The sequence below is a fragment of the Desulfitispora alkaliphila genome, from assembly GCF_050433185.1.
GTDB lineage: Bacteria > Bacillota > Desulfitisporia > Desulfitisporales > Desulfitisporaceae > Desulfitispora > Desulfitispora alkaliphila.
In genome coordinates this window covers 1-12,867 of the sequence record NZ_JBNPXS010000027.1, presented here as the reverse complement: position 1 = coordinate 12,867, position 12,867 = coordinate 1, and the positions used below count along the sequence as shown (strand labels likewise).

14 protein-coding genes are annotated in these 12,867 nt (G+C 37.3%); all 14 read right to left on the bottom strand.

Features of this window, described 5'->3' with window-relative positions; genetic code table 11:
• Nucleotides 1-5 precede the first annotated feature (5 nt).
• The 14 genes from GGQ84_RS10335 to fliP are packed head-to-tail and all read right to left on the bottom strand — an operon-like array spanning nucleotide 6 to nucleotide 12,748.
• Nucleotides 6-326: a hypothetical protein gene (locus GGQ84_RS10335; protein ID WP_429162348.1), complete on the bottom strand. Its 321-nt coding sequence runs from the start codon at nucleotides 324-326 to the stop codon at nucleotides 6-8.
• 12 nt (nucleotides 327-338) lie between these two features.
• Entirely contained in the window at nucleotides 339-824 is a 486-nt protein-coding gene (locus GGQ84_RS10330; protein ID WP_429162346.1) for a chemotaxis protein CheD, read from the bottom strand.
• Nucleotides 825-1,439: a chemotaxis protein CheC gene (locus GGQ84_RS10325; protein WP_429162344.1), complete on the bottom strand. Its 615-nt coding sequence runs from the start codon at nucleotides 1,437-1,439 to the stop codon at nucleotides 825-827.
• A 28-nt stretch (nucleotides 1,440-1,467) separates the two neighbouring features.
• Nucleotides 1,468-1,911, bottom strand: a complete 444-nt coding sequence (locus tag GGQ84_RS10320; protein WP_429162342.1) for a chemotaxis protein CheW — start codon at nucleotides 1,909-1,911, stop codon at nucleotides 1,468-1,470.
• A 15-nt stretch (nucleotides 1,912-1,926) separates the two neighbouring features.
• Nucleotides 1,927-3,963: a chemotaxis protein CheW gene (locus tag GGQ84_RS10315; RefSeq protein WP_429162340.1), complete on the bottom strand. Its 2,037-nt coding sequence runs from the start codon at nucleotides 3,961-3,963 to the stop codon at nucleotides 1,927-1,929.
• A 15-nt stretch (nucleotides 3,964-3,978) separates the two neighbouring features.
• Nucleotides 3,979-5,025, bottom strand: coding sequence for a protein-glutamate methylesterase/protein-glutamine glutaminase (locus tag GGQ84_RS10310; RefSeq protein ID WP_429162339.1), 1,047 nt, complete (start codon nucleotides 5,023-5,025; stop codon nucleotides 3,979-3,981).
• A 17-nt stretch (nucleotides 5,026-5,042) separates the two neighbouring features.
• Nucleotides 5,043-5,714: a flagellar brake protein gene (locus GGQ84_RS10305; protein ID WP_429162337.1), complete on the bottom strand. Its 672-nt coding sequence runs from the start codon at nucleotides 5,712-5,714 to the stop codon at nucleotides 5,043-5,045.
• Nucleotides 5,715-5,736: 22 nt separating this feature from the next.
• Nucleotides 5,737-6,639 (bottom strand): MinD/ParA family protein, encoded by a 903-nt coding sequence (locus GGQ84_RS10300; protein ID WP_429162335.1) that lies wholly within the window; start codon nucleotides 6,637-6,639, stop codon nucleotides 5,737-5,739.
• Nucleotides 6,636-7,775: a flagellar biosynthesis GTPase FlhF gene (gene flhF / locus GGQ84_RS10295; protein WP_429162333.1), complete on the bottom strand. Its 1,140-nt coding sequence runs from the start codon at nucleotides 7,773-7,775 to the stop codon at nucleotides 6,636-6,638. The genes GGQ84_RS10300 and flhF overlap by 4 nt, the downstream gene beginning before the upstream one ends.
• A 1-nt stretch (nucleotide 7,776) precedes the next feature.
• Complete coding sequence (gene flhA / locus GGQ84_RS10290; protein ID WP_429162331.1) at nucleotides 7,777-9,837, bottom strand: flagellar biosynthesis protein FlhA; 2,061 nt, start codon at nucleotides 9,835-9,837, stop codon at nucleotides 7,777-7,779.
• A 3-nt stretch (nucleotides 9,838-9,840) separates the two neighbouring features.
• Entirely contained in the window at nucleotides 9,841-10,938 is a 1,098-nt protein-coding gene (flhB, locus tag GGQ84_RS10285; RefSeq protein WP_429162330.1) for a flagellar biosynthesis protein FlhB, read from the bottom strand.
• Nucleotides 10,939-10,955: 17 nt separating this feature from the next.
• Nucleotides 10,956-11,726: a flagellar biosynthetic protein FliR gene (gene fliR / locus GGQ84_RS10280; protein WP_429162328.1), complete on the bottom strand. Its 771-nt coding sequence runs from the start codon at nucleotides 11,724-11,726 to the stop codon at nucleotides 10,956-10,958.
• A 12-nt stretch (nucleotides 11,727-11,738) separates the two neighbouring features.
• Complete coding sequence (gene fliQ / locus GGQ84_RS10275; protein WP_429162326.1) at nucleotides 11,739-12,014, bottom strand: flagellar biosynthesis protein FliQ; 276 nt, start codon at nucleotides 12,012-12,014, stop codon at nucleotides 11,739-11,741.
• A gap of 11 nt (nucleotides 12,015-12,025) precedes the next feature.
• Nucleotides 12,026-12,748, bottom strand: coding sequence for a flagellar type III secretion system pore protein FliP (gene fliP, locus GGQ84_RS10270; RefSeq protein WP_429162324.1), 723 nt, complete (start codon nucleotides 12,746-12,748; stop codon nucleotides 12,026-12,028).
• Nucleotides 12,749-12,867 lie beyond the last annotated feature (119 nt).

The following is a 12,867-nucleotide window of genomic DNA, read 5'->3' as shown; positions in this document are numbered from 1 at the left end:
TCTAGCTATTCTTGGCCTCTCATTTTTTTCTCCATAGCTTCAGCTCTTTCTTTGTTGCTATGAAAATTATCTTTTATATCTTTATCAATTTGCCTATTAATATTATCTGAGTGAGCAGAACTAATTTTTTTATCAGTGCGTACTAAGTTTCCAGTATTTTTTACTACTAACGTCAAAAAACCAATTACAGCTAGCATTATGGTTGAAGCTATTATAGCCCTTTGTAGTGCAGTTATAAAACTAGAACCACTAAATATCCCTAGGCCAGCAATCACAAAAAAAGTGAAGCAAAAGGCTGTGCTGAAAATCATAGGTAGATGCTTCACTGTATACCCTCCTCAAATTACCTTTTCTCCTTGTTTTATAGTCCTTATGTATAATTCTCCTGTTTCTGTTTTGAAAACAATCGTTCTGCCGTGGTTCCCACCACAATCCTCTGCAAGAAGAGGTATTCTAGCTTTTGCAATAGCTTCTTTGGCAGCTTCTGCATTCCTAAGTCCAATCTTCATCACATCTGAAGATCCCTTAAAGCTAAACATTTGAGATCCACCAGCAATTTTTGCCGTCAACCGATTACTTTTAGCGCCAATCCTTACCATTTCCGAGATTAAAACATCAACTGCCGTGTCTGCAAATTTTGCCTTGTTGTCAGCATTCTTAACCCCTTTACTGCTGGGGAGCATGATATGAGCCAACCCACTTACCCCTGTTACTTTATCGTATAAGCAAATACCAATACACGACCCAAGCCCAGAGGTCATCAGTTCATCTGGCTTCTTCGCAACCTTTAAATCTGCCATTCCTACTTTGTGTACTTGCACCATTTAAGAACTCACCCCAAGCGAATTCAGAATTAACTCTAATGAATCTGGCTCGGGTAATAAAAAAAAGTGTCCACTAATATCTCTTTCACCTTCAAAAAACTTGGTTTCGATAACAATACAGTGGTCAGCTATTTCCCCTAAGTCAAATACTACAGCACTTATTATAGCTCCAGCCATATCTTGAGCTAAAGCTGGTACAGAAGGTGAGAAACTCATAAAAGTAAAAGAAGCCAATGAGTTTAAGTAGGATCCTGCTAATATATTCCCAATTTCCATTAGCGCTGATTGACTCATTTCATCGAATTCTACCTCGTCGTCACTTCTTCCTAACAGGGTATTTGTTAGTGCCTGAGCACTTTCTACAGGCATTATAAAGAGGATGTTACAGGGAGCCTTCCCTTCAACTTTCAAGTAAACTCCTGTTACCAGTATTTCTGAACCTCCCATAACTTCCGGTATTTCTTCTAATGGAAGAACCTTAACTCGAGGAACTTCCATATCTATTTTCTTTTGCAATAGCTGTGATAATGCTGTGGCTGCATTGCCTGCTCCGATGTTACCCACTTCTTTTAGTGCATCTAATTGCAGATTGTTAAGCTCACTCAATTTAATCATTTTATTCCCACCTTTTAATTAATACATATCACTCCAGATCAATTATTTTTTCTAAGTTGACTAAAATTAATAATCTCTCCCCTATCTTGCCAACTCCTTCTATGTATTCCTCTTCTAATGAGTTGTCCAACTTAAAGGTGTTTTCCACTTGAGAGGCAGGTAAACGTACTACTTCGGATACAGCATCTACTATAATTCCAGCTAGGGTATCATTAGCTTTAATGATTACTATTTTATCTTCATCACGCAGTTCTCTCTGCTGCAAATTCATGCGTTTTCTCAGGTTAATAACAGGTATCACTTCACCTCGCAAATTAATTACACCTTCAATTGCATCATTTGTCCTGGGAACTCGAGTAATATTAGCTAACTTTTCAATTTCCTGCACAAGTAAAATATCAACTGCAAATTCTTCATGATCTATCTTGAAGGCCACTAATTGTAATTCGTCAGTTACATCCTTATCAGTCACTTTTAGTCCCCCTCCCTAAATTAGAGTTCCTATATCTAGGATTAAAGCCACATGTCCATTACCTAAAATTGTAGCTCCAGACAAGCCTTGAGTTCCCCTTAGAAGTTTTCCTAAGGATTTTATTACTATGTCTTGTTGTCCTAACAGGGAATCAACTATTAGTCCTGCTTGCTTTTCCCCTTTACGCACCACTACTACATAATACTCTTCTTTATCTTCAGACTTTACAGGTGTATCCAACTCTTGATCTAGTCTTATGAGGGGAAGAGTATTACCTCTTAGTAACATTACTTCGCGATTTTGAATTCTCTTGATATTATGATCTGCCACATATGTAGTTTCATCAATTGAACTTAACGGAATAGCATAGGTTTCAGTACCCACTTCTACCAATAATGCTTGAATTATGGCCAATGTCAATGGCAATTTGATTGTAAACTTACTTCCTTTATCCTTCTGAGTTTCTAAGGCAACTGAGCCATTTAATGCGTCAATTTTACTTCTAACCGCATCTAAACCCACTCCTCTGCCTGATATATCAGTTACAGCTTTAGCTGTACTAAACCCTGAGTTGAAAATTAGGTTGACAATGGCATTCTCATCCATTTGTTCTGCCTCTTGAGCAGTTATTATTTCTTTTTCGATAGCTTTTTTCTTAATCACATTGCTATCTATTCCTTTGCCGTCATCTCTAACCTCAATTACCACATTATTACCTTCATACCAGGCCTCCAAGCTCACACTGGCCTCTTCTGGTTTGCCATGTGCCATTCTATCCTCTGGCATTTCAATTCCATGATCAACTGCATTCCTTAAAAGGTGAACTAAGGGGTCGCCAATCTCATCTATCACTGTACGATCTAATTCAGTGTCCTCTCCCTTAATTGTTAAGTCAACTTTTTTCTTCAAATCTTTAGCAAGATCTCTAATCATTCTAGGAAAGCGATTAAATACATGCTCTAAGGGTACCATTCGAACTTTCATGACTACAGATTGTAAATCTGAAGTAATCAAGTCAATGTGTTCTATAGTCTCATTGAGCTCGGTTGTGCTATTTGTTTGAGAAATTTGTTCCAATCGAGTCTTGTTTATCACTAGTTCACCAACTAGATTCATTAAGTTATCTAGTCGTTCAATATCAACTCTGACAGTCTGAATTGCCTTAGTCTTCTTAGATGTTTCTGTATCTGCTTTGCCTTTTTCTGTAACCTGCTCCTGCTGTTCTGTTACTGCTTCTTCCTCATAGTTCTGTAATGATTGCTCATTTAGTAGGTTTAATTCTTCCATCCTGCTGACAGTTACTTCTGTAATAGTATTGAGGCTCTGAAGAACCTTTTCTTTTACGTACTTTGTGATTATTACTAAAGTAAAGGAGTTTTCAAATTTTTCGTCCTCTATTTCCTGAACAGTAGGGTTAGATTTTATTATTTCGCCTATTTCTTCTATATTTCTAAAAACCATAAATGCTCTAGCTACTTTCATTAAACAACTAGGGCTGATTTTAATCTCCAAAAAATATGAATTCATTCCTTTTTCTTTAGCGTCACCCAATAATTTCTTCTCATAGTGGTTAAACTCCACATCTACACTATCCAAGACATCGCTTGGTTCCTCAAGAGGTCCTGCATCTATTAACTCTTCTTGTACTGCTTCAGATGTTGCGCTTACTTGTTGGTTTTGCTCTAGCTCTCTTAAGGCCTTAAGTAGTTCTTCAATATTGATATTATCTGAATTACCATCACCTATCTCTTGAACCATTTGCTCCAATGCATCTAGACATTGAAAAAGCGTATCCATAACTGCTTCTGTTACTTTTGCTTCACCTGAACGCAATTTTGCCAATACATTTTCCATAAGGTGAGTCAGTTCAGCCATTTTTTCAAATCCCATTGTAGCTGACATTCCCTTTAAGGTGTGGGCTGATCTGAATATTTCACCTAGTATACTTATTTCGTCAGGCTTTTTTTCTAACTCTAACAAGCTATGGTTAAGTGATTGAACATGTTCTTTTGCCTCTTCCATAAATATCTCTACATATTGCGTAGTATCCATTTATAAAACCTCCCCTCAAATTCTTATACGATTTACAATTTCTCTGGCAATCTTATTTAAAGGAACAACCGTATCTACGCACCCAGCCTTAATTGCAGATTTAGGCATCCCAAATACTACACATGTGGTTTCATCTTCTGCTATAGTGTGAGAATTGGGTCTTTCTTTAATCTTTGTCATCCCATCAGTTCCATCACTACCCATGCCTGTTAGAATGACACCTATTAAATGTCCAGTGTAATTGGCACAAACTGAATTCATCATTTCAGTTACTGAAGGCCTGTGACCACTTACTTGCTTTGTTTTAGTTAATTTTATTTTAGGCGTTTCTGAATGCTCATTTAGTACTAAATGGTAATCTCCAGGTGCAATATAACAGACTCCGTTTTGAATTATCTCCCCATCTTCTGCCTCTTTGACTTCAATGGCAGAAAGTTTATTTAGCCTGTTTGCCAAAGATTTTGTAAATCCTGGGGGCATATGTTGCACTACTAGGATTGGTGCAGGAATGTTTTCTGGCAGTAAAGGTAACGTCTCTTGCAGCGCTTTAGGCCCACCGGTAGAGGTGCCTATTAAGACAATACTTTTTAAACCTGTTGACTCCTTCTGCAGATTCATCATTGGTTCTACATCAGGCTTAATTTTGCTTATTGGTCTTAACTTGCGTAATTTTGTACTAGCTGCAACTTTAAGTTTAGCAGTTAGTTCTTCTTTAACCTTAAATATCTGTACACCTGTTGGCTTAGTTACAAAGTCAACAGCACCTTTTTCCAGCGCCTCTACTGTTGCGTCTGCTCCGTATACAGTCAGACTGCTCAACATAATAACTGGTGTGGGCATCTCGCGCATAATAATTTCTAAAGTCATTAACCCATTAAGAACAGGCATTTCTACATCCAAAGTTATTACGTCAGGTTTCAAAGTTTTGAGTTTTTCAATTGCCTCCTGCCCATTTCTTGCGATCCCAATAACCTCTAACTCATCATCCTTGTTTATTATATCTGATATAATTTGTCGCATAAAGGCAGAATCATCTACAACTAGAACCTTAATCTTCACCACTTTAATCACCTCGTCACTTATAGGAGACCTTTTCTTCTCATTTGGCGCTGCCAATCGAAAGTATGTTTAACAATCTTGTCTCTTTCTATTTCAGCTATCTCTGTAAATTCAACACTTATGGACAGCTTGCCTTTTTGATCTTCTCCTGAAAGTTGACTTGCTCGCACTACTCTTCCTATAACTGAAAGTGCCTCAGCTATATTTTCAAGCCACAAGTTTACATGTAGTAAATCATTCTGCTTAATTCCCACTTTAGTTAAAAATCTAAGGCCTCCACCACTTAAGTCTATGGTCTCTCCTTTATAGTAGGCAATTTTATTGAGGTCTTCACCGCCCTTTGGAATTATTCCATACTCAATTGGCACTTTAGCATCAACCCGTACATAATTACGTCTTTGAATCCGGTTTATACTTTTTTCTGCCGGTAGTTCCACTGTAAAGATGGGAATAGGTTCAGCCTCTCTATTTTTTACTACAGCATCAAACTTATAGTAACAGTGCTCATCCCAATAACAAATATTAACTTGTTGTCCTACTCTCAGGCTTACCAACACCCCCTCATGGATCGGCATGGCCAGCGTTATTTTCTTACTACCTATCTCCTCAACTCTGCTCTTGTAAACCCTTGTGCCATTAGGGGTGACAACTTCGATTTCAGTCAGTTTATTTACTTCTAGTTTTTTCAACACAGCACAACTATCCCCCTTGCAGCTAGTTTGCATTTATGAAACTAGTGACTTTATTAAAAAAGCTCTTTATTCCTGAAGACTGTTTCTTGATGTTTTTCTCTGGATAAAAATATCTTTCTGCCATAGCAGTAATTTCTGAAGTTGCTTTTGCTTTGGGATACCTTTTCATAAAAGGCATTTGTTCTTTAACCGCCATAGAAACATATTTGTCATATCCAATAGTCCCTAGGAGTTCTATTTTGTATTCTAAAAAGCTATCAGCCGCCCGACAAATTTTTTTGCTAGTTAGCTCCCCTTCAGCCTTGTTATCTGCTTTATTAACAACTAACTTAATACATTTTTTATTTTTACCCATAATACTATTTATCGTTTTAACAACTCCATATGCGTCTGCAATAGCCGTTGGTTCAGGAGTGGTTAAAAGTATAATCTCGTCTGCTGCCAATAAAAAGTGTATAACACTGCTGGATATACCAGCTCCAGTATCAATCAGTAATACATCCGATTTCCCTTCTAGGTACTCTACCTGCTCCATAAACTCCATTATTTGCTCACTTCCCAAGTCAGCAAGCTCTCGTACACCTGACCCCCCAGGTATTATCATGATGCCATCTTCACATGTTACAATTATTTCTTCTAGCCTTTTGCTACCTGCCATAACATGGAGCAAATTAAATTTAGCGTTCACTCCTAAGAGTAAATCCACATTGGCTAATCCCATATCTGCATCCAGTATTACCACATTTAAGCCCAACTCTTTAATCGCTAAAGCAAAGTTTACTGTAAAATTAGTTTTTCCTACTCCACCCTTGCCACTAGTAATTGCTATTACTCTCGTTAATTTTTGTTCACCATTAATCTTTCCTCTAACTCTATCACTGATATTAGATGCCATTAATCTCAACTTCTGCGCTTGATCTGTCATAAGGCCTTCTCCTTTAACACCATTTGTGCAAGCTTTGAAGGAACAATTAATTCAATATCGTCAGGTACGTTTTGACCCGTAGTCACATATGATATAGGTATTTTTGTATCTGCTATCACATTTAATAAAGGTCCATATGTATTAGTCTCATCTAGTTTAGTAAAAATCAGTTTATCAATTTTCACTTCTGCACAATAAGTGGAAAGAATATTCCTGATGTCTTTAGTTCTAGCTGTTGCAGCTAAAACTAATATATTCTCAATTTCTATATCTTTGCCTTCAGGTAAAAAAATTTTCAACTCAGTCATATGTAATTGGTTATTGTGACTTCTTCCAGCTGTATCTATTAAAATAATATCCTTATTAAGGTTATTCTCTATTGCACTTTTCATCTCCTTAGGAGTAAAAACAACATCAACAGGTATCCCTATTATTTCACCGTAGGTTTTTAGTTGCTCTACTGCTGCAATCCTGTATGTATCTGCAGTTACTAAACCAACACTCTTTTTTTCCACAAAAGCGAAGTGAGCTGCTAGTTTAGCTATTGTAGTAGTTTTTCCTACCCCTGTGGGCCCAATGAAAGCAGCAATTTTTGATTGTGCCTCTATTTGCAAGGGCTCTACCTTGTGAAAATACTCTTGCACCAGTGATATAGTCTCCCGTTCCAGTAATTCTTGGTCCTTTATTCCACTAAATGAGGTATTCTCCAGAATACTACTAGTAATTCTAGATGCTATTTTCGGTTCAACATCATTGTTAATAAGGTCTGTGTATATTTTTTGAATACTTTTAGGGTAGCTATTAGGACTTTTGATTGTTTCTATCTCATCCATCATTTTTTGCATCATTTTTAATACTTCGCTATCAGTACCAGTCGCTCTTTCTATTACCTTGGGCTTAATATTCAATTTCTCTTTATTTATTTCAGAAAACTGTTTTTTTTGTACACTCTCTTCTACATTTTCTCTATTATCCATAGCTGCAGTAACCTCTACTTGCTCCTTTTTAAAAAAAGCAAACAACCCACTAGGTTTAACCTTTCTAGTGTGTAATATTACTGCACTATCTCCCATTTCATACTTGACTTTTTTCATCGCCTCATTAACAGTATCTGCTATGTACTTTTTGACTAACATTTTACGTCACCATCCCGATTGACTGAATATTTACATCTAGTTCTAATTCGTTGTAGGATAAAACAACTAAGTTAGGATACATCCTTTCAGTCATCTTTTTAAAGTAAAACCTAATTATTGGTGGACAGACAACGATAGGGGTTAGCCCTTGTTGGTTTGCTTGCTCAATTAGCTGCCCCAGATTCTCCATTATATCTTGTGATCTACCCGGATCTAGCGCAATATATGATCCCTGCTCAGTTTGCTGATAATTATTCTTTAAGTCCTGCTCAATATCAGGTGATAGAGTAATAACATTGAGTACACCGTCAGTTACATGGGGAAGAACTATATGTCTAGCTATTGCCTGTCTTGTATATTCAGTCAGTATATCTATATCTTTAGTTTTGATAGCATAATCAGCTAGAGTCTCTAAAATAGTACTCATATCCCTAATTGTAACTTTTTCTCGCAATAAATTAGCCAGTACTTTTTGTACTTCTCCTACTGTCATTGCATCAGGTATCAACTCATTAACAACAGTGGGATTGGTTTCTTTTACGTGTTCTATGAGTGATTGAACATCCTCTCGACTCAACAACTCATATGCATAATTGCGAATTACTTCTGTAAGATGAGTTGCCAACACTGATGGAGGATCCACTACAGTAAACCCTTGTATTTCTGCTTCTTCTCGGACATTTTCTGAAATCCATTTTGCTGGAAGCCCAAAAGCAGGCTCTGTAGTATCAATTCCGTCAACGTTATCGCCTTCTAAGCCTGAGCCCATGGCTAAGTAACTATCTAATAAAAGTTCGCCATTTGATATCTCTACTCCTCTAATTTTTATTACATATGTATTTGGCTTTAGTTGCATATTATCTCTCATTCTAATTGGGGGGACTAGTAATCCCATCTCCATGGCAAACTGCCTTCTAATCATCACAACTCTATCCAAAAGGTCTCCACCCTGCTCAGTGTCCACAAGGGGAATTAGACCATAACCTAACTCTAACTCGATTGGGTCTACATGCAATAGGTCCATAACATTTTCCGGCTTTCTACTCTCTTCTATTTCCTCTTCTTCCGAAGTATCTATTTCCTCTTCTTCAGTTTTTAAGTTGGCTTGTCTCACATTAAACCCAATAAACCCAATAATAAACGCCAAAGTGAAAAATGGGAATATTGGCAACCCAGGTACAAGTCCTAACAGTAATAATACCCCTGTAACCGTAAAAAGGGCTTGGGGATTGTTAAACAGCTGTCTTACCACATCATGTCCTAAGTTTGCATCAGAAGCAGCTCTAGTAACAACAATACCTGTTGCAGTTGAAATTAAAAGCGCAGGAATTTGAGTTACAAGCCCATCACCTACAGTTAATAAAGTGAACCTATACATGGACTCACCTGCTGTCATGTCGTGCTGAAGCATACCGATTGCTAAACCAGCACCAATATTGATCACTGTAATTACCAGCCCAGCTATTGCGTCCCCTTTTACAAACTTACTGGCACCGTCCATGGCTCCATAAAAATCTGCTTCTCGCTGAATATCTTTTCGCCTTTGCCTTGCGTCCTCATCAGTAATTAAACCAGCATTCAAATCTGCATCAATACTCATTTGTTTTCCCGGCATTGCATCAAGCGTAAATCTAGCTGCAACTTCTGAAACCCTCTCTGCACCTTTAGTAATAACTATGAATTGTATAATGACTAAAATTAAAAATATAACAAATCCCACCAGAGGGTTACCACCTACAACAAATTGACCAAACTGCTCAATTACTTGCCCCGCATCAGCCTCTAATAAAATCAATCTGGTAGATGATACATTTAGTGAAAGTCTAAGTAGTGTTGTTAACAATAGCAATGAAGGAAATATAGAAAACTGCAATGGCTCTTTTGTATTCATGGCTACCATCAATACTGTTAATGCAAACGAAATATTGAATACCAATAAAAGACTCAGAAGATCCGGGTGCAGTGGTACTATCATCATAACCACAATCCCGATTACGGAAATGATTACAAATAAGTCACTGTATTTTGTGATTTTGCTAAATCTGCCTTCTGAATTACTCACCTACTATTTTCCTCCTCTTGAGTGTCTTGTCCCGTTGTTGAGTTTGTAAACAAAGGCCAGTACCTCTGCCACCGCTTGATATAGATCTGCAGGAACTGGATCGCCAATTTCTACCGTTTGATTTAATGTTCTTGCTAGTGGCTTGTCCTCCACTATAGGTACATCTTCTGCTTTTGCTATTTCCTTTATTTTTTCAGCTATTTTATCCTGACCCTTAGCTACTACTACTGGGGCCAACATTCCTTCTTTATATTCAAGAGCCACAGCTATGTGCGTTGGGTTTGTAATAACCACATCAGCTTTAGGCACATCCTGCATCATTCTATTCATAGCCATTTGACGCTGCTTTTCTTTAAACTTGCTCTTTATCTGAGGGTGACCTTCTGTTTGTTTATGCTCTTCCTTTACATCATGCTTACTCATTTTTATTGATTTTTCGTGCTCATACCTCTGGTACACAATGTCAATTGCTGCAATGATTAATAGTACCAGTCCAACCTTCCAGGCAATTGTAAAAATCAAATACCCCAAAAATTGTAACACTGCCATCAGTTCCATCTCTGACAACCCAGGTAATATATCTATATGAGCATTAATTGTAGTAAAAGTAATTAGCGTTACTGAAGTAATCTTAAAAATCGATTTAGCCAACTCTACCAAGCTTCTTTTAGAGAAAATTCGCTTGAATCCCTTAATAGGGTTTAACCGTTCAGGTTTTATTTTCAAGGGGTCTGCTGCGAGCAAAAAACCTACTTGCACATAACTACAAGCCATCCCCAAAATAAGGGCTGTCGCCATCACTGGTGCTACCATTTTTATGCTTAATCCTGCCAACTCTAGAAACATCACATAAAAATTGTTAGCATTGACTTCAGTTCGGTACATTTCGCTGAAAATAAGATTGGTATAGTTTTGCATTTGAATAAACATATAAGGCATTATAAATTTCAAGGTTAAGAAAGTACCGAATAAAACAACCGCTGAATTTAATTCTTGGCTCCTGGCTACTTGACCTTTGCGCCGTGACTCCCGTCTTTTTTTAGGGGTGGCTTTCTCAGTTTTTTCCTGCGAAAACAACTGCAGGTCAATTTTTTTTAGCAATCTTCTCTCCCTTTCATTTAGAACATTTTTATAAATCCATCTAATCGACTAAAGGCGTTGCCAAATAAGTTTGACATGAAGTAAACATATAGGGGAAGAGATATTATCAACATCAGGAAACCAGCTCCAATTTTTGCGGGCATCCCCACTACAAATACATTCATTTGCGGAACTGTCCTGGCTACAATTCCCAATGCCAGGGATGATATAAAGAGGGCACCAACTATTGGTGCACCAATTTGAAGCGAAGTTATAAACATGCCTCGCATTAAGTCGATAATGACTAAAACAAAGCTCTCATCAATCCGCAATCCTGCAAGGGGTATGAATTTATAACTATTCACTACCGCTTGTAGAAGCAGGTGATGCCCATCTATAGTTAGAAAAATCACTAAAGCTAGTAGATTTTTGAAATGACCTATTAATGGCACTTGAATTCCGTGCTCTGGATCTATCACATTGACAATATAAAAACCCATTTGCATATCTATTAGTTGTCCTGCTAATTGTATTGCTGAAAAGAATACTTGAATAAAAAAACCAATTATAAATCCTATGAGCATCTCTCCCGCAATACCAAAAGCATATAATGCTATGTGGTCAGGAACTGGCAAGGCTGGAATTGCAAACATTGACACAAATGCTATCATGCCAGAGAGCCCCACCTTAACCAAAACCGGTATATTTCTACCGCTAAAAACCGGAGCAATTAGAAACATGCCCCCAATTCGAGCCCATATAAACATGAATTGCTCCAGTTCTCCCATCCAGTACTGTATAACCTCCATAATCAAAACGTCCTATCGAATAAAAGTGTATAAGTGCAAATTCATAAAAATACTTTTAGAAAAAGCTATTATTACATTAAGCATCCAGGGTCCGAAAACAACAACTCCCCCCAATACAGCTACAATCTTGGGGATAAACGCTAAGGTCTGTTCTTGAATTTGAGTTGTAGCTTGAAATACACTGACAGCTAGTCCTATCAACAAACTACCAGCAAGCAATGGGCCTGCTATAAGCAGTGTAGTAAACATTGCTTCCCTACCAAAAAAAATAATTAATTCGTGGCTCATATAAATTCACCTCAAAAACTTAGTACTATTGATCTCACAATCAAATGCCAACCGTCTACTAAGACAAAAAGTAAGATTTTAAAAGGCAATGAAATCATCATAGGTGGCAGCATCATCATACCCATAGACATAAGTGTACTTGCCACAACCATATCGATAACTAAAAATGGCAAGAAAATCAAAAATCCGATTTGGAATGCTGTTTTTAACTCACTAATAACAAAAGCTGGTATTAATACGTGATTAGGGATATCATCATATGAGCTAGGTGGTACTCCATCATTCATATTGATAAAAAGAGCCAAATCTTTATCTCTAGTTTGAGCAAACATAAATGTTCTCAATGGCTCCATCCCACTCTCTAGGGCTTCAGTCTGGTCGATTTCCCCAGCTATATAAGGTTGTATAGCCTGTGTATTTATTTCATTCCATGTGGGCATCATAACAAAAAACGTTAAGAAAAGAGCTAGTCCAATTAGTACTTGGTTAGGTGGCATCTGCTGAGTAGCCAAAGCATTTCGCACAAAGGACAAGATAACTACTATTCTGGTAAAAGAAGTCATCATTATTAAAATTGCAGGTGCCAACGAAAGTATGGTTAACAGCATTAAAATCTGCAGAGTTAAAACTGTTTCACTTGGTTCATCTGCTTCTTCAATGCCAATATTTAACGTAGGCAACTGCAAGGGTTGTGCATCTGCCACAGTTGGCCAAGATAACAACAATACACTCATTGCTAATATGAGACTTTTGCAAAATAATTAACCCTTGATATATAAGGTTTTCAATATCATAAAAAAGGACTTCACCCCAATGTGGAGAAATTTTCAAGTGACAAAACAAGAAAACCCAC